The organism is Cohnella sp. GbtcB17 (assembly GCF_019091135.1).
In the GTDB taxonomy this organism is placed as follows: Bacteria; Bacillota; Bacilli; order Paenibacillales; family Paenibacillaceae; genus Cohnella.
In genome coordinates this window covers 84,960-103,114 of record NZ_JAGXJW010000027.1, presented here as the reverse complement: position 1 = coordinate 103,114, position 18,155 = coordinate 84,960, and the positions used below count along the sequence as shown (strand labels likewise).

General features: G+C 66.1%; 13 protein-coding genes. 11 read left to right on the top strand and 2 right to left on the bottom strand.

From position 1 onward, the window contains the following. The 9 genes from KVT38_RS16415 to zapA form a co-directional block, all read left to right on the top strand. Window positions 1–730, top strand: a 730-nt coding sequence (locus KVT38_RS16415; protein ID WP_217594812.1) for a phosphomethylpyrimidine synthase ThiC, incomplete at its 5' end; no start/stop codon positions are given. Next, on the top strand, window positions 723–1,898 hold the full coding sequence (locus tag KVT38_RS16410; RefSeq protein ID WP_217594811.1) for a ThiF family adenylyltransferase: 1,176 nt from the start codon (window positions 723–725) through the stop codon (window positions 1,896–1,898). The genes KVT38_RS16415 and KVT38_RS16410, both read left to right, overlap by 8 nt. Continuing rightward, a complete protein-coding gene (gene thiE, locus KVT38_RS16405; protein ID WP_254639273.1) occupies window positions 1,895–2,824 on the top strand; it encodes a thiamine phosphate synthase in 930 nt (309 codons plus the stop codon). Before KVT38_RS16410 ends, thiE begins: the two co-directional genes overlap by 4 nt. A 3-nt stretch (window positions 2,825–2,827) precedes the next feature. Beyond that, window positions 2,828–3,643 (top strand): thiazole synthase, encoded by an 816-nt coding sequence (locus KVT38_RS16400; RefSeq protein WP_217594810.1) that lies wholly within the window; start codon window positions 2,828–2,830, stop codon window positions 3,641–3,643. Next, on the top strand, window positions 3,640–4,803 hold the full coding sequence (gene thiO / locus KVT38_RS16395) for a glycine oxidase ThiO (protein ID WP_217594809.1): 1,164 nt from the start codon (window positions 3,640–3,642) through the stop codon (window positions 4,801–4,803). Before KVT38_RS16400 ends, thiO begins: the two co-directional genes overlap by 4 nt. Continuing rightward, window positions 4,800–5,705, top strand: a complete 906-nt coding sequence (gene thiD / locus KVT38_RS16390; RefSeq protein WP_254639272.1) for a bifunctional hydroxymethylpyrimidine kinase/phosphomethylpyrimidine kinase — start codon at window positions 4,800–4,802, stop codon at window positions 5,703–5,705. The genes thiO and thiD overlap by 4 nt, the downstream gene beginning before the upstream one ends. 822 nt (window positions 5,706–6,527) lie before the next feature. Next, window positions 6,528–7,562, top strand: a complete 1,035-nt coding sequence (gene pheS / locus KVT38_RS16385) for a phenylalanine--tRNA ligase subunit alpha (protein WP_217594808.1) — start codon at window positions 6,528–6,530, stop codon at window positions 7,560–7,562. Between the two features lie 53 nt (window positions 7,563–7,615). After that, the gene (pheT, locus tag KVT38_RS16380) at window positions 7,616–10,066 is read left to right on the top strand and encodes a phenylalanine--tRNA ligase subunit beta (RefSeq protein ID WP_217594807.1); all 2,451 of its coding nucleotides are present in this window, start codon (window positions 7,616–7,618) and stop codon (window positions 10,064–10,066) included. A gap of 103 nt (window positions 10,067–10,169) precedes the next feature. Next, a complete protein-coding gene (gene zapA, locus KVT38_RS16375) occupies window positions 10,170–14,117 on the top strand; it encodes a cell division protein ZapA (protein WP_217594806.1) in 3,948 nt (1,315 codons plus the stop codon). 104 nt (window positions 14,118–14,221) lie between these two features. Here zapA and KVT38_RS16370 read toward each other — a convergent pair whose 3' ends face one another. Together KVT38_RS16370 and KVT38_RS16365 are read right to left on the bottom strand one after the other, a co-directional pair. After that, window positions 14,222–14,596, bottom strand: a complete 375-nt coding sequence (locus KVT38_RS16370; RefSeq protein ID WP_217594805.1) for a cupredoxin domain-containing protein — start codon at window positions 14,594–14,596, stop codon at window positions 14,222–14,224. A gap of 193 nt (window positions 14,597–14,789) precedes the next feature. Further along, window positions 14,790–15,146 (bottom strand): phage holin family protein, encoded by a 357-nt coding sequence (locus tag KVT38_RS16365; RefSeq protein WP_217594804.1) that lies wholly within the window; start codon window positions 15,144–15,146, stop codon window positions 14,790–14,792. Window positions 15,147–15,300: 154 nt separating this feature from the next. Between KVT38_RS16365 and KVT38_RS16360 the strand changes: the two genes are divergently transcribed. Further along, window positions 15,301–17,670 carry an endonuclease MutS2 gene (locus KVT38_RS16360; RefSeq protein ID WP_217594803.1) on the top strand — a complete coding sequence of 790 codons (2,370 nt, stop codon included), beginning with the start codon at window positions 15,301–15,303 and terminating at the stop codon, window positions 17,668–17,670. Window positions 17,671–17,687: 17 nt separating this feature from the next. Continuing rightward, on the top strand, window positions 17,688–18,119 hold the full coding sequence (locus tag KVT38_RS16355; protein ID WP_217594802.1) for a DUF350 domain-containing protein: 432 nt from the start codon (window positions 17,688–17,690) through the stop codon (window positions 18,117–18,119). Window positions 18,120–18,155: the final 36 nt, after the last annotated feature.

Sequence of the window (18,155 nt, the reverse complement as noted above, 5' to 3'; positions counted from 1 at the left end):
CTCGCTTGGCGACGGCCTCGGGCCGGGCTCGATCGCGGATGCCAACGACGAAGCGCAGTTCGCGGAGCTCGATACGCTCGGGGAGCTTACCCGAGTTGCCTGGATGCACGACGTCCAGGTCATGATCGAAGGGCCTGGCCACGTGCCGATGCATCTGATCAAGGAAAACGTCGACCGGCAGATGGCGGTATGCCAGGAAGCGCCCTTTTACACGCTCGGACCGCTCACGACGGACATCGCCCCCGGCTACGACCACATCACATCGGCGATCGGCGCGGCGATGATCGGCTGGTTCGGCACGGCGATGCTCTGCTACGTTACGCCAAAGGAGCATCTGGGCCTGCCGAACAAAGAGGACGTCAAGGACGGCGTTATCGCCTACAAGATTGCGGCGCACGCGGCCGACCTGGCCAAAGGCCATCCACGGGCCAAGCTTCGCGACGACGCGCTGTCCAAGGCGAGGTTCGAATTCAGATGGCGCGACCAGTTCCATTTGTCCCTCGATCCGGAGCGCGCGATGGCCTACCACGACGAGACGCTGCCGGCCGAAGGCGCGAAGACGGCTCACTTCTGCTCGATGTGCGGACCGAAGTTTTGCAGCATGCGAATCACGCAGGATATACGCGATTATGCGGCCGCCCGCGGATTGAACGAAGAGGAAGCGGTGGAAACGGGCATGCGTGAGCAGGCGAACGGCTTTAAGGCGGCGGGCGGGCAGCTCTATGTCTAGCGCCACGACGCTGGCATCTGCACTCGGCAAAGAATCTGCGGCTGTCGGTCAAGACGCCGTTTGGCATGAAGAGTCGCAGTCCAAATACGACCGTCAAATGCGCTTCGCGCCGATCGGAGCGGAAGGTCAGCGCTTGCTCGGCAGCTCGGTCGTCCTCGTGGCGGGCGTCGGCGCGCTCGGGTGCGCGCTCGCCCAGCAGATGGTTCGCGCTGGTGCGGGCACCGTCAGGCTGGCCGACCGAGACTTTGTCGAACGAAGCAATCTGCATCGCCAGTCGCTGTTCGACGAAGCGGACGCGGCGGCGTCGACGCCGAAGGCCGTCGCTGCGGCGGCAAGATTACGAGCCATTAACGGCGCCGTAGGCATCGAGCCGCACGTAGTCGAGATCGGGCCCGCGAATGTCGGCGCGCTGCTGGCCGGCGTAGATCTGGTGCTCGACGGCACGGACAACGCGGACACCCGTCTCTTGCTGAGCGACGCCTGCTTTGTCAGAGGCATCCCTTTCCTGTACGGCGGGGCGACGGGATCTGCCGCGAGCGCCGCGTCGCTCGTGCCCGGACATACGGCTTGCCTTCGCTGTCTGATCGGAGGAGAAGACGAGGCGGAAGCGGGGGACACGTGCGATACGGCTGGCGTGGTAGGCCCGGCGGTCGAGCTGGCTGCTGCGCTTCAGGCGGCGGAGGCGCTCAAGTGGCTGAGCGGCAACCGCGCCGCGCTGCGGCAAACGTGGATCACGGCGGACGTCTGGCAATTCTCGCTGCGAGAGACGAAGCTGCCGACCGGCAGGCCGTCCTGTCCTTACTGCGGAGAGTCTGACCTGTCCCGCGCCAGGGAGCCGGAGCGTCCCGCCGCGGCGTTGGAAGCGACCGTTCTGTGCGGACGAAGCACGATCCAAGTCGCGACGGGAGGTCCGCTCGCGCCTAAGGCTTGCGCGGACCGTCTCGCACGGCGCGGCTGCCGTATTCTGGCCGTCAACGACTATCTGGTTCGGGCGCTGACGCCGTGCGGCGCGACGCTGGCGGCGTTCGCCGACGGCCGGGTGCTCGTGCGCGGCGGGGCGGTCGCCCAGGACGAGGCGAAAGGGGCGGAAGCGGCGATTCGGCTATGCCGAGCCTATGTGCTGGAAACGCCGGAATATGATCAGCGTGAGGAGGAGGAGCTGCATTGAGAGCGATCGAAGACTGCAAGCTGTACGTCATTACGGGCGAAACGTATCATCCCGGCAGACCGCTCGTCGAGGTCATGGAAGCGGCGATCGCGGGCGGCGCGGACATCGTTCAGCTTCGCGACAAGGAGGGGACGCCAGAGGCGCGGCTTGCGAAGGCCAAGATGCTGCGCGCTTTGACCCGGCGCCACGGCGTACTGTTCATCGTCAACGACGATGTCGAGCTCGCGCTCGCCGCCGATGCGGACGGCGTTCATCTCGGTCAAGACGACATGCCTTTGGAAGAAGCGAGGCGCAGAGTCGGCAAAGGCATGCTGATCGGCATTTCCACGCACGAGTTATCGCATGCGCTCAAAGCTGAACGCGAAGGTGCGGACTATGTGGGCGTCGGACCGGTGTTTCCGACGGCGACCAAGCCGGGCAGGCGAGCCGTTACGACGGCCTATGTGGCCGAGGCCGCATCGCAGCTGCGAATTCCTTTTTTTGCGATCGGCGGCATCTCGCCAGCGACGGCAGAAGAAGTGCTGGCGGCGGGCGCGCGGCGTCTGTGTGCGGTATCCGCTGTCGTCGGGCACGCCGACCCGGCTGCCGTTTGCGTCACGCTGAAGCGAAGCATCGAGCGCTGGGAGGCGGAGGATGCCCGGCGGCGCACGAACCGCGGGACGGCGACGATAACGGCGCTCAACGGGGACGTCGCCGCCCCGAACGCAGCGGATCAGGCCGTCGGCCGAATCCCGTTGCTGCTGAACGGCAAAAAGGCCTGGAGCGAGGCCGTCACGATCGGCGCGCTCGCGGGCGAACTCGGCCTTGCCGGGCGACGGGTGATGGCGGAGCTGAACGGCGAAGCGGTGCCGAGGGCGGACTGGGACGCCGTTCGGCTTCGTCCGGACGATCGCGTAGAATTCGTACAATTCGTAGGAGGCGGTTGATCGATGAATACAGCATATTCGCCGCTTAAGATCGGCGGCATAACGCTTCGGTCCAGATTGTTTCTGGGCACGGGGCGGTACCCGAGCCCGGCCGTCATGCGCGAGGCGCTGGAGGCTTCGGGCGCCCAGGTCGTCACCTTCGCCGTTCGCAGAATCGACCTCGACGTCGTCGAGGACGACCCGCTGCTCGGGCAGATGGAAGGCAAGGACCTGGTGTGTCTGCCGAATACGTCGGGCGCGTCGACGGCGGACGAGGCGGTCCGAATCGCCCGGCTGGCCAGGGAGGCGGGACTTGGCAACTGGGTGAAGGTGGAGATCAGCGGGCATCCGCGGCTGCTGCTTCCCGACCCGGTCGAGACGCTGCGGGCGACGGAACGCCTTGCGCGCGAGGGTTTCACCGTGCTGCCGTATACGTCCGACGATCCGATGCAGGCGCTTAGGCTCGAGGAAGCGGGCGCCGCGGCGGTCATGCCCGGCGGCTCGCCGATCGGCACGGGACTTGGCATTCTAAATCCGTATCAGATCGGGTGGATCGTGGAAAACGCGCGCGTACCCGTCATCGTCGATGCCGGACTCGGCTCGGCCTCAGATGCAGCGACCGCGATGGAGCTTGGCGCCGACGGGATCCTGGTCAATACGCCGGTAGCGAAGGCACGGGATCCCGTCGGGATGGCCGCGGCCATGCGGCTTGGCGTCGAGGCCGGATGGCTGTCGCGCCGGGCGGGCCGAATTCCGCAGCGCGCGTACGCTTCGGCAAGCAGCGACGAGGCGGGCGGCTTGTTTGCGGCGCCGACGGCGGCAGGGGGGCTGCAGCCTTGAAACGGACCTTGCTCGTGCTGGGCGGCGGCATCGTCGGCCTGTCCTGCGCCTATGAAGCGCTGAAGCAGGGCTGGCGCGCGATCGTCGTCGACCGCGGCGAGATCGGCGGTCAGGCGTCGGGTGCGGCCGCGGGGATGCTTGCGCCTTTTTACGAGAGCGGCGAAGGTCCCGACGCCTTTTTTCGCCTGTGCCTGGACAGCTTTGACAGATATCCGGCCTGGACGGCGGAAATCGAGGAAGCTGCCGGCATGTCGGCGGGCTTCGTCCGGTCGGGCAGCCTGCACGTCGCGCTGCTCGAGGCGGATACACTGTCGCTGCACGGTCGGCTCGCCTGGCAGACTCGCCACTGCGCCGGACTGGAATGGCTCGACGGGACGGATTTGCCGCGGGTCGAGCCGAGTCTGCCATCGGGGCTTGCGGGAGCGCTGTACTGCCCGGACGAAGCGCATGTGCAGGCGCCGCTGCTGGTCAAGGCGCTGGCCACAGCTTGCGCGCGGCTTGGCGCGCAGCTGCTGCCGCACGCAGGCGAGATGACCGCCGTCAGCCAAAGCGAAGCCGGCGGACTCTCCGTCCGCTTCGAGGCGTGCGGCACGATCGGGGCGGACGCGCTTTGCTGCTGCCTCGGGGCATGGAGCGGCCGGCTGTCGGACTGGCTCGGTTTGCGCATCCCCGTACATCCGATTAGGGGGCAAATTTGCGCGTACGATCCGGCGCCTGTCTCCCTCCGTCATATCGTGTTCGGGCCGCAGGCGTATTGGGTGGGCAAACCCGACGGCTTGCTCGTCTGCGGCGCTTCCGAGGACGAAGCCGGCTTCGATCGGACGGTGACCGCAGGCGGCATCGGACGGCTTGTGCGCGCGGGCGGACGGCTGTTCCCCACGTTGTCCGGCGCCGCGCCCGCGCAAAGCTGGGCAGGACTGCGTCCGGCTACGCTGGACGGCTGGCCGCTGATCGGCCCCGTGCCCGGTAGGCCCGGCGTATACATAGCCGCCGGCCATTATCGCAATGGCATCCTGCTGAGCCCGGCGACGTCGGCCGCGTTCGGGCGTTGGCTGGCAGCGGGAGGCGGAGCCGGCGGCGACGGGGCGGATCGCGCGTTCCGGCCCGATCGCTTCGGCGCGTATGTGGCCGGCGAGCGAGAGGGGGCGACGACTGCATGAGCGACGAAGCCATGGTCTCTCCGGCGGGCGCCGAGGATCGGGGCCGCGGGAGCGTCCCGGCTCGCGCCCTCACGATCGCCGGCTCGGACTGCGGGGGAGGCGCCGGCATCCAGGGCGACTTAAAAACGTTTCAGGAGCTCGGCGTATTCGGCATGAGCGTCGTCACGGCGGTCACTGCGCAAAACAGCTTGGGCGTACAGCGGGCCGATCCGGTATCGCCGCGGCTCATCGCGGCCCAACTGGAGAGCGTGCTCGCCGATTTAGGCGCGGACGCGGCCAAGACGGGAATGATGCCGACGCTAGATGCGGCGGAGGTCGTTGCAGGCGCGCTTAGACGTTTCGGCGTTCGCAGACTCGTGGTCGATCCGGTGCGGCAGTCCAAGGACGGCTATGCGCTGGCGGATCGCGGCGCATTCGAAGCGACGGCGCGGCTGCTGTTCCCGCTGGCCGAGCTGGCGACGCCGAACGTGCCCGAGGCGGCTGCCTTGCTCGGCGTTCGCGAGCCCGAGCTAGCCTTACTCGGCGAGCGCGTCGATGCAGCGAGATCGCTGCTCGCCTGGGGATCGCGCTACGTGCTGCTTAAGGGCGGGCATGCCGCGGACGACGCATGCGCCGATATTTTGGTGAGCGCGGCCGACGGCGGCGCCGAGCCGTTGCTGCTGCGCGGACGGCGCTTGCCGGGAGCAAGCGCCCGCGGCACTGGCTGCGCATTCGCCGCTGCCGCCTGCGCGTCCATGGCGCTCGGCCGGGACGTGCCAACCGCCTGCCGCGATGCCAAGTCGTTCGTCGCCGCGGCACTCGCGGCGCGCCTCCCGCTAGGCGCCGGCACGGCCAGCTTGAAGCATGCGGCCTGGCGCGACGGCAGGCTGCCGGCGGAAGCGTCTATCAGCGACGGACGCTAGCGTCGTTTTGCAGGATGTTTTCTCGGCTGCGCGTGAAGGACGATTACCGCTTATGTATCGCGCACGCCTGGAACACCGCGACCGTCAGCTACTTGTCTATCGCGCAAATATGCAGGATGCACAGTCCGATTGGACAATGAGGCGGCCTATCGCGCAATTGTGCGGATACATGGCTCAATTCGCTCGATCTATCGTCCATTTCACGGCACGATCGTGCACATTTGCGCGATACAACGCGGCGAGGTTGTTTGAGCATTCGTATCGTGCACTTATTCGCGATGCAAGAGCCGCCACCCGGAAGCAGTACTCAAGACGGTGCCGATAAGCGCAAATGGATGCAAACGCTGGCCATTATGTCATGTTCTTTCCAATCAATAATTGTTTTGTCTCCCATTTGCCCGCGTCCGCTTGCTTGACGTGGCGCGTTCCCCTATAATAGTCAGTAATTCAAAGCAAACATGAATAAATGCGACGATGGAGACAAGTAAGCAGCGCCTGCCTGACCAGGGAGGGGACGCCGAGACTGGGAGCGTACCCGAGGAGAAGAGCTGCCGAATTTCACTCCGGAGCAGTCGCTTGAACGCCGACGATGCCAGGCAGCGACGGCCAGTAGAGCGCACCGTCAACGGCACGTTACGCCGTTCGAGCGGGAATTCGCGCTTGACGACGGCGCTGCCAGAGGCAGACGAAGTCGCGAGGCGGTTTCCAATTAGGGTGGTACCACGGTCCTTTCGTCCCTTTTACGGGGAGGAAGGGCCTTTTTTGTCGGTTCGCAAAAGGGCGGGCCGGCGGATAGACCAAGCGATGAAGGAGAGAGGCATCATGAAGGACCGGTTGGAGGCGCTGCGCGTCGAAGCGCTGGCGCAATTGCAGGAGGTGGCCGACGCCGGCCGCCTGAACGATCTGCGCGTGCATTATTTGGGCAAAAAAGGCCAGCTCACGGAAATTCTTCGGGGGATGGGCGGACTGAGCGCGGAGGAGCGGCCGGTCATCGGACAGGTGGCCAACGACGTGCGCGCCGCCATCGAGGCCGTCCTGGCCGACAAGCAAGCTGCCTTCGACCGTGCCGAGACGGCGCGCAGGCTTGCCGCCGAGACGATCGACGTCACGCTTCCGGGCCGAAGCGTCGCGACAGGCAGTATCCACCCGCTGACCAAGGTCACGCAGGAGATCGAAGATATTTTCCTAGGCATGGGCTACACGATCGCTGAAGGTCCCGAGGTCGAGACCGACTACTTCAACTTCGAAGCGCTCAATCTGCCGAAGGATCATCCGGCGCGTGACATGCAGGATTCCTTTTATATTACGGACGAGATCCTGCTGCGCACGCATACGTCGCCGGTACAGATCCGTGCGATGAAAAATGCGGACGGCGCGACGCCGCTCAAGGTCATCTGCCCGGGCCGCGTCTATCGCCGCGACGACGACGACGCGACGCACTCGTTCATGTTCCACCAGATCGAAGGGCTGGTCGTCGGTCCCGACATCCGCATGAGCGACCTGAAAGGCACGCTGCTCCAGTTCGTCCAGGCGATGTACGGCCCGCAGGTGCAGATTCGCCTTCGTCCGAGCTTCTTCCCGTTCACCGAGCCGAGCGCCGAGGTCGACGTTACGTGCACGCAGTGCGGCGGACAGGGCTGCCGGATGTGCAAGCATTCGGGCTGGATCGAGATTCTCGGCTGCGGCATGGTGCATCCGAAGGTGCTTGAGCACGGCGGCTTCGACCCCGAGCAGGTGTCCGGCTTCGCCTTCGGCATGGGCGTCGAGCGTATCGCCCTGCTGAAGTACGACATCGACGATATTCGTCACTTCTACAACAACGATCTGCGGTTTCTCGGGCAATTCGCCCGCATGTGACGGCCAAGGCCGATAGATTAGCGACAGTGGAAATGGAAGGAGCGGGATAACGCGTGAACGTATCCTATCAATGGTTAAGCGAATATATCGATCTCGGCGGTATCGAACCGCAGGAGCTCGCCGATCTGCTCACGAGAGGCGGCATCGAGATCGACGGCGTCTCCCGCAACGCGGGCGTCACGAAGACGGTCGTCGGCTATGTGTTGGAAAAGGAAAAGCACCCGGACGCGGATAAGCTGAACGTGTGCAAAATCGATGCCGGCACGGGCGAAACGCTGCAGATCGTCTGCGGCGCGCCCAACGTAGCGGCCGGGCAGAAGGTGCCCGTCGCGCTCGTCGGCGCAAAGCTGCCGGGCGACCTGCAGATCAAGCGCGCCAAACTGCGCGGCGTCGAATCGCAGGGCATGATCTGCTCCGCGAGGGAGCTGGGCATCAACGACAAGCTGCTGCCCAAGGAGCTGCAGGAGGGCATCCTCGTGCTGCCGCCGGACACCGAGGTTGGCACCGATATCGCCGACCTGCTCGGCCTGAACGATTCGGTGCTGGAGCTCGATCTGACGCCGAACCGCTCGGACTGCCTGAGTCTGCTGGGCGTCGCTTATGAGACCGCCGCGCTGACCGGCCGGCCGCTCTCGCTGCCGGAGCCGGACAAGGCGCTGTACGCGGCTGCCGACAAGACTGCCGACGCGATCGCGGTCGCCATCGAATCGGCGGAGGCTTGCAGCCACTACGCGATGCGCGTCGTGAAGGGCGTCAAGATCGGGCCGTCCCCGCTCTGGCTGCAAAACCGGTTGATCGCAGCCGGCATTCGGCCGATCAGCAACGTCGTCGACGTCACCAACTTCGTCATGCTCGAATACGGCCAGCCGCTGCATGCGTTCGACGCCGCCAAGGTTAAAGGCGCCGTCCGCGTCCGGTTCGCGCGCGAAGGCGAGACGCTGGTCACGCTCGACGGGCAGGAGCGCAAGCTCGAGCCGCATATGCCGGTCATCGCCGACGACGAGCGCGCCATCGCGCTGGCCGGCGTCATGGGCGGCCTCGATACCGAAGTGACGACCGACACGGTCGACATCCTGCTCGAATCCGCCAGGTTCGCCGGCGCTCCGGTTCGCAAGACGTCGCGCCAGCTGGGCCTGCGATCCGAGGCATCGGCCCGCTTCGAGAAGGGCGTCGACCCCGAGCGCGTGCTCGGCGCGCTGGACCGCGCAGCTTCGCTGATCGCGCAGACGGCCGGCGGTCTTGTCACCGACGGCGTCTCCGAGGTGCGCCTCGCGACGCCTGCGCCCGCCGTCATCGAGCTGTCGCTCGACCGGATCAACCGGATGCTCGGCACGTCGCTGTCCACACTTGAGGTCAAGACGATCTGGTCGCGGCTGCAATTCGCCGCCGAGCCGGCGGGCGAAGGCGTCTGGCGCCTGACCGTGCCGTCGCGCCGCGGCGATATTACGCGCGCGGTGGACCTGATCGAGGAGGTCGCGCGCCTCAACGGCTACGACCGCATCCCGACGACCCGCATCGAAGGACCGACGACGACGGGGGCGCTTACGAAGTCCCAGGCCATTCGCAGAGAGCTTCGCAAGCTGCTGTCCGAAGCGGGGCTGAGCGAGGCTGTGACATACTCCGTCACCTCGGCCGGCAGGGCCGCGCTGTTCCCCGAGCTGTCCGGAGCTGCCGACGGCATGCGCCCGATCGGACTGGCGATGCCGATGAGCGAGGAGCGCAGCGCGCTGCGCGCGACGCTGCTGCCGAATTTGCTCGAGGCCGCCGCCTACAACAAGTCGCGCCGCAACGCGAACGCCGCGGTGTTCGAGATCGCAAGCGTGTACCATTCGGCGGAGGAACGGCTTACGACATTGCCCGAGGAGCACCCGAGGCTCGCCTTTTTGCTGACGGGCAACCGGCAGGGCGCGGGCTGGAACCAGACGGCGGCCGCTTACGACTTCTACGACGCGAAAGGTGTCGTCGAAAAGCTGCTGGCGCGGCTCGGCCTGACCGGCGCGGTCCGCTTCGAGCAGGCGCAGCCGGGCGATTTCCATCCGGGCCGCACGGCGGCGTTGAAGCTGGCGACCGCGTCCGGCGAAGCGACGATCGGCTATGTCGGTCAGCTGCATCCGGAGCTGCAGCGCGAGTTCGATCTGGGCGACGCCTACGCCGCCGAGATCGAGTTGAAGCCGCTCTACGAAGCGGCGGATTTCCGCATCGAATACAGCACGCTGCCGCGCTTCCCGTCCGCCGAGCGGGACCTGGCCGTCGTCGTCGACGGATCGGTGCCGGGAGCGTCCCTGGTTGAGGCCGCCCGGCAGGCGGCGGGCGAGTGGCTCGAATCTGTCCGCGTGTTCGACGTTTACGCGGGCGAGCGCCTCGGCGCAGGCAAAAAGAGCGTGGCGCTCTCGCTCGTCTATCGTCATCCGGACCGTACGCTGAACGACGAGGAGATCGCCGAAGCGCAGCAGTCCGTCGTAGCCCGGCTGGAACAATCTTTCAGTGCGGAGCTTCGCAAATAAGCAGGAAACGGCGCAAAGCGCAGCGAATACTTCAGAACGCGAATAGCGGACTGAACGACGTTCGCTGCGATTTTGCTTAAGTTGGAACGTGGGAGGAATAACCGTGAATGCTGACGACAAGACACGCGTAACGGTTGACATATACGGCACGCAATACACGTTGACCGGACATACCAGTACCGACTACATGAAGCGGGTTGCGACGCTCGTGAGCGATCAGATGCACAAGATCGCGAGCGGTTCGCCGCGGCTCGATCTGGCGAGGCTCGGCGTGCTCGCTTCGGTGAATATGGCCGACGAGCTCATGCGCATCCGCCGGGAAAACGAGCGGCTCCTCCACGAGGAAATAGAACGCAAGCGGCTGTCTGCCGAGATCGAGACGCTGCTGGCCGATTGGGACAAGCACAAGGCCGAGAGCGCCGCGGCGCTGGAAGCGGCGGAGCGGGAGTTCGCCGAGCGGCGGGCCGACCTCGAGCAGCGATCCGAGCAGGCCGTCGCGGAAGCGGCGGCCAAGGCGGACGAGGAGCGCGAACGCCTGCGCAGCGTCCATCAAGCCGAGCTCGACCGGATCATGGCCGACCACGCGGCCGAGACCGAGCTCTACGCCGAAGAGGTCGAATCGCTGCGGACGGCGCACGCGTCTGAGCTTGAGCGGCGCACGTCAAGCCATGAGGCGGAGCTGGCGAGCTTGCGATCCGCGCAGCGCGCCGAGCTTGAACGTCTCGCGGCAGCGCATGCGGCGGAGCTTGCGGACGCCCGGGCTGCGCATGCGGACGAGCTGGAGCAGGCGACCGCGGCGCTGCGCGTCGAGTTGGACGCCGCAGCCGCGCGGCATGCGGACGAGCTTGAAAGCGTCGTCTCTGCGCATGCCGCCGAGCTCGAGCGCATCCGGGCCGACCATACGGCCGAAGCCGAGCTGTTCGCGGAGGAGAACGAGGCCCTCAGGCAGGCGCATGCTTCGGCGCTGTCCGAGCTCCGCTCCGCGCACACGGAAGAGCTCGGACGGATTCGGTTGGCGCATGAAGCCGAGCTTGAGCGGACGCAAGCGGAATTCGAGGCGGAGCTGCGCGACGAGCGCGTCTCGCGCACCGAAGAGCTGGAATTGCTGCGCACCGCGCATGCGGCCGAGCTCGGCACGCTGAAGGACGCTCACGAGCGTACGTTGGCTGAGCGGACGGAGCGGCACGACGAAGAGCTGCGCACGATGCGTCAAGGCTACGAGGACGAGCTGACGCTGTTGCTGGAGGGCCAGCAGGAGGAATTGCAGCGGCTCACGCTGACGCTGGAGACTGCGCTGCGGGAGCGCGAGGAGATTCGCGCGCGCATGCAGGACGCGCTGGATGCGGCGCTTAGCGAGGCGGAGGACCGCGTCGGATCGCTGCGGGAGAGTCATGCGGCGGAGCTCGCCGCCCTCGAGGCGCGCCAGGCCGAGGAGCGGGAGCGCGCCGAAGCGGCGCGCGCCTCCGAGCTCGCGGCGCTGAAGGCGGGCCATGCGGCGGAGCTTGAGCGGCTCGCGGCAGGACATGGCGCCGAGCTCGAGGAGCTGCGGCTCGAGCTTGAGCTCGAACGCGAAGCCCGCGAGACGGAAGGCGCCGCAGCGGGCGCGAAGCTGGCCGAAGCGCTGGAGGGCGCGGCGGCCGAACGCGAAGCCACGGTCGCCAGGCTGCGAGCCGAGCACGCCGAGCAGCTCGATCGCGCGCGCGAAGCGAGCCGAAGCGAAGCCGAGCGTCTGCAGGCGGCCCATCAGGCGGAGCTGGAGGCGTTGAAGGGCGAGAGCCTGGAGGCGCTGGAAGCCGTCAAAAGCGAGAGCAGGGAAGCGTTGGAGGCGGCGAAGGCCGAGCTGGGCGGCGAGCTCGAGGCCGCCAGGGCGACGGTGGAGCGGCTGCATGCGCAGCTGGCGGAACAGATGTCCGCGGCCAGGCAGGCGGTAGCGGCGGCGGAGGCGAACTTCGACGAGGAGCGCCGGTCGCTGGTCGAGCGCTTGAACGCATCCGCGAAGGAGACCGAGGCCGCCAGGCAGGCGGAGGAAGCCGCGAAGCAAGCAGCGGATGCAGCGAAGCAGGAGGCGGAGGCGGCGCGGCAGCAGATCGAGGCCGAGGCGCAGCGTTTTGCGGAGGAGCGCGAGCAGTTGGCCGCGCATTCGGAGCGGCAGCTGGCGGAGGCATCGGCGCTGCTCGAGGAGCGCTTGCGCGAAGCGGGCGAGAAGGCGGAGCGGCGTCTTGCGGAAGCGAGAGCGGCCGCGGACGCCGAACGCGAGACAGCCGTGAAGGAAGCCGCTGCTCCGCTGGAAGCCGAACTCGCTGCGGCGCGCAGCGCTGCGGACGATGCGCGGCTGGAGCTGGAGCTGCAGCTTGAGGAGAACGCCGAGGCGCTGAATCGTCTGCTCGCGGCCCAGGCAGAGGAGCTGGCCAGCCTTCGCGAAGCGCAAAGCGAGGAGCTGGCGAAGCTCCGTGCGGCGAAGGACGAGGAAGCGGCGCGGCTTGCCGCCGAACGCGAATCTGCGATCGAGCAGGCGGTAGCGCCGCTTGAAGCCGAGCTGGCTTCGGCGCGCAGCGCCCTGGACGACGCGCGACTGGAGCTGGAGCTTCAGCGCGATGAGAGTGCCGAAGCGCTGGCGCGCCAGCGCGCGGCGCAGGACGAGCAGCTGTCGAAGCTCCACGCTGAACGGGCTGATGAGCTGTCGCGGCTTGCAGCCCAGCGCGATGCCGCGCTGAAGGAGGCTGTAGCGCCGCTTGAAGCCGAGCTGGCATCGGCGCGCAGCGCCCTGGACGATGCGCGGCTGGAGCTGGAACTGCAGCGCGAAGAGAGCGGCGAGCAGCTTGCGCGTACGGTCGCCGCACAGCGCGAGGAGCTGTCGCGTCTGCAAGCCGAAAAGGACGAAGAGCTGGCGAAGCTTCGTGCGGCGCAAGCGGAGGAGCTGTCGCGGCTTGAAGCCGAGCGCGAGGCTGCGCTCCAGGCGGCGACAGCGCCGCTCGAAGCCGAGCTCGTTGCGGCGCGGAGCGCTGCGGACGACGCTCGACTGGAGCTCGAGCTGCAGCGCGAGGAGAGCGGCGAGGAGCTGGCGCGCCTGGTCGCCGCGCAGCGCGAGGAACTAACGCGACTGCAGGCGGAAAGGGACGAGGCGTTGTCGCGTCTTCGGACGGCGCAAGCGGAGGAGCTGTCGGCTTTGCGCGAAGCGCAGGCCGAAGAGCAAGCGCGGCTTCGTGTCGCGCACGAGGAAGCGCTGCGCCGAACTGCGGCGGAGGCCGAAGCCGGCGCGGCTTCGGGGCGTCAATCGCTCGAGGAGGAGCTGCGCGTGACGCAGGAACTGTACGAGGCGGAGCTGAAGGAGGCGCTGGGCAGCAGGGACGCTGCACAGGCCGCCGCCGAGGCAGCCCGCACGGAAAACGACCGGTTCGAGGCACGCTGGTCCGAACGAGAGCGCGAATGGCAGTCGCAGCGAGCCAAGCTCGAGACCGAAGTTGAAGCGCTGCGCGCTTCCGCGGAGCAGCGGCTTCAGGCGGCTGCGGCCCGTGAAGAGGCGCTGGCCGAGGCGGAAAAGGCGGCAGCCGAGCGCCTGCGCGACGAAACCGACGCGCGCGAAGCCGCCGAGCGCGAGGCGAACCGGCTCAAGGAACTGGCGGACGAGCTCGCGGAGCGCGAGCAGACCGCCGCGGATTCGATCCGGCAGCTCCAGCGCCGGGCCGAAGAGGCGGCGCGGGAACGCGATGCCGCCGCCGAGCGTCTGGAGGCGCTGGAGAACAAGCTTCGCCAGGCGGCCGGCGAGCAGCAGCGCGAGCGGGATTCGCTGCTCCGCATCGAAGAAGAGCTGAAGTCCGCCCGCGATCAGGCTGCGGCCGCCGTCGCGCTCCGAGCCGAACGCGACGCGCTGGCGCAGCAGCTGCAGGCAGTCTCCGAAGCCGAGCCGGGTGCCGCCGACGGGGCGGAGACGGAGCGGCTGGCCCAAGAGCTCGAGCGCATTCGCAGCGAGCATGAGGCGCTCAAGATCGAGTACAACAAGCTGCAGATCGAATACAACGAGTGGATCGATATGCTCGAAGAACATACTTGACGATCGCCGGCGAATCGGTCCTCGAAGCGCCCGCGAACGAAAATCGCCTCTCCGAACGGATCTTATCCGGCCGGAGAGGCGATTTTTTTCCGCTTTTGGGCGGCTTATTCCACGATCAGCTTGGCCTTCATCGACAAATGCCCTTCCCCGCACACGATGCTGCATTTGATCGTATAGGTGCCGGCGGCCAGCGTCGCCACCTTGGATTTTTTGCCGTTGCTCAGCTTGACGCCCGCCTTCTCGATCTCGATGCCGTGCGCGCCTTGCTCGTTTTCGAGCGTGTAGCGGATCGGCGTATCCTTCGGCACCTTGTATTCAGCCTGGTCAAACTGCCAGTTGGTGGCCCGGATAATCAAGTCCTGCGAAGCGACGGCCGTCTCCTGTCCTGCGTTTTCATCATTTTTGGCGCCGCACGCGGCGAGCGCGCCCGTTAGCGCGAGCGCGAACAAAGCGGCGGCTAATTTTTTGCGAAAATGCATATGTATTCCCCCATCCCCATGATTGCCGGGTATGAGCGGCGTCATGCCCAGACTTTTCTATATTAGCATATACTGCCGCGAGGATAAAAACGGCGCGAGCTGCCATCCATCGATCAAAAACCTCGCGTCATCCTTTACAGGAGACGCGAGGTTTTTGGTTTGCATGGTCGAAGCTGCGCGCTGCCCGCTCTCGTCAATCGTGACGCTTGCCGGCCTTGTACGGGTTGCCGATCGGAATGAACAGATCGATGATCCCGATGACGAGCGCCGCGAGCAGGGCGCCGAGGATGGACGCGGAGACGCCGCCGACGACGAATTGCGCCAGCCAGATGACGAGCGCGCTGCACAGGAAGCCGACGATCCCGCGTCCGAACGGGGTCACGTTTTTGCCGAAAATCGCCTCGATGATCCAGCCGAGAATGGCGATCACGAGCGCGAGCATGAGGGCGCTCCAGAAGCCGCCGACCGAAAAATGGGGAACGAGGTATCCGACGATCATCAGCACGATCGCGGAGACGATAAAGCGTACGACATGTCCTAAGAAATGCATGGCTTGATTACCTCCCGTTGTGGGCTGTCGTCCGGCGGTGCCGCCGGCTTTAAAGGTATTGTATCCAGTTTGATCTTCGGTTATAACGGCAGGCGTAATGCAAGCGCAGCCGCCATCGGATATAATGGAGGGCGAGAGGAGTTGTCGCAACGCCGTGAACGACAAGGCGCTATATACATTGGAATACCATAAAATCTCCGACCGGCTCCGCGAGCTCGGGGAGACCTCGCTCGGCAAGGAGCAGGCGGCGCTCATCCGCCCGTCCTCCGATCTGCGGGAGGTGAGCAGGAGGCTCGACACGACGGCCGAAGCCGTGCGCGCGATGGACGTCAAGGGTGCCCCGCCGTTCGGCGGCATCACCGACGTGCGGCCGGCGCTCGGCCGGGCGAGACTTGGGGCCATGCTGCTCCCGTCGGAGCTCATCGACATCGCGCAGTTCATCATGGGTTCGCGGCGAATCCGCAAGTACGTCGGCGCCGTATCCGAGGAAGCGGACATTCCGCTGCTCGAGGATCTTTGCGAACCGCTTATCGACGCCAAGCAGCAGGAGGACGAGATTCGCCGCTGCATCGACGAGCAGGGCGACGTGATGGACGCCGCGAGCGCCGAGCTGGCCGCGATCCGCAGAGAGATTCGCACGAACGAGGGCCGCGCGAGGGAGAAGCTCGAGAGCATGATCCGCTCGTCTTCCGTGCAGAAGATGCTGCAGGACGCACTGATCACGATGCGCGGAGACCGGTACGTCATCCCGGTCAAGGCCGAGTACAGGTCGAACTTCGGCGGCATTGTGCACGACCAGTCGGGCAGCGGCGCCACGCTGTTCATCGAGCCTGAAGCCGTCCTTCAGATCAACAACAAGCTCCGCGAGCTCAAGCTGCGCGAGACGCGCGAGATCGAGCGCATCTTGCGTCAGCTGTCCGAGAGCGTCGGCGTCAAGGCAGAGCTGCTCATCGGCGACGCCGAGGCGCTCGGCTACATCGATTCGATTTTCGCCCGGGCCAAGCTGGCGGACCGGATGCAGGCGACGAAGCCGCAGATGAACGGCGAAGGGCGTCTTCGGCTCAAGCGTGCGAGGCATCCGCTCATCGATCCGAAAAAGGTCGTGCCGACCGATATCGAGCTCGACGATACGCACTCGGCGATCATCGTCACCGGGCCGAATACGGGGGGCAAGACCGTATCGTTGAAGACGGTCGGCCTGCTCAGCCTGATGGCGATGTCCGGCCTGTTCGTGCCGGCGGACGAAGGTACGATCCTGTGCGTCTTCGACGGCATCTACGCCGATATCGGCGACGAGCAGAGCATCGAGCAGAGCCTGAGCACGTTTTCCAGCCATATGACGAATCTGATCGGCATGCTCGGCCAGGTGACGAGCCGCAGCCTCGTCCTGCTCGACGAGCTGGGCGCGGGCACCGATCCGGCGGAAGGGTCGGCGCTGGCGATCGCCATCCTCGAGCATTTGCACCGCTTGCGCTGCCGGCTGCTCGCGACGACCCACTACAGCGAGCTGAAGGCGTATGCCTACAATCGCGAAGGGATCATGAACGCCAGCATGGAGTTCGACGTCGCGACGCTGAGTCCGACCTACCGGCTGCTCATCGGCGTACCGGGCCGCAGCAACGCCTTCGCGATCGCGGAGCGGCTCGGCCTGCCTCGGTCGATCATCGACCGCGCGCGCGGCGAGGTATCGGACGACGAGCTCAAGGTCGACACGATGATCGCTTCGCTCGAGCGGGATCGCCGGACGGCGGAGTCCGAGCGCCAGCTGGCGGAGCGGCTCAAGCGCGAGGCGGAGGAGCTGCGCCTGAAGCTGGAGGAAGACCGCGCGAAGCTGCAGGAGCAGCGCGTCAAGCTGCTCGAAGAGGCGCGCGAGGAAGCCCGGCTTCAAGTGGCGAAGGCCCGGCGCGAAGCCGAGGAGATCATCGCGGACCTGCGCAAGCTCGCTTTGGAAGAGGCGGCGAGCGTCAAGGAGCACAAGCTGATCGAAGCCCGCCGCAGGCTCGACGACGCCGTGCCGGCGCCGGTCGCGAAGCCGCGCCCGGCCGCAGCCAAGAGCGCGAAGCTCGGACCCGGCGACGAAGTCAAGGTGTACAGCCTGGGCGGCCAAAAAGGCCATATCGTCGAACTGGCCGGCAGCGATGCGTTCGTCCAGCTCGGCATTATGAAGATGAAGGTGCCGCTGGCCGATCTGGAGCCGGTCAAAGCGCCGAAGGACGCGGCCGCCAAGAAGACGCAGCCCGTCGCCTCGGGCGCGACCGTGAAGCGCGCGGCTTCGGATCAGATCCGCACGGAGCTCGACCTGCGCGGGGCCACGCTCGACGAGGCGATCATCGAGACGGACCGCTTTCTCGACGAATCGTTCCTGTCGAATCTGCACCAGGTCTACATTATTCATGGCAAAGGAACGGGCGCGCTGCGCACGGGCATTCAGGAGTTCCTTCGCAGGCACAAGCATGTGAAAAGCTATAGGCTCGGCAATTATGGCGAGGGCGGCGCCGGCGTTACCGTGGCGGAGCTGAACTAGCGTTAGGAGCGTTCCGCATGAATGAGCCAAGTAGCATCGACCGATTGCTGTCCCATCCGGCGGTCGCGGTTCCGGCGTATTTTTCCGTCGGCATTCTGATGCTGATCATCTGCCTGTACTGCTTCGAGCGGGTGACCAAATACGAATGCTGGCAGGAGATCCGCAAAGGCAACGTCGCGGTCGCGATGGCGACCGGCGGCAAAATATTCGGCATCTGCAACATATTCCGGTTTTCCATTCAATCGAGCGACAGCATCTACGAGAGCATGCTGTGGGCGGGCGGCGGATTTCTGCTCCTGCTCGCCGCGTACCTGCTGTTCGAGTTCGTCACGCCGGTATTCCGGATCGACGAGGAGATCGGCAAGGACAATCGCGCGGTGGGCCTGATCTCCCTGCTGCTGTCCGTATCGTTGTCCTACATTATCGGCGCGGCGGTGACGCTGGATTGACGGCGGCCGCCGCAGGAGGTTGCGTATGAAGTATTT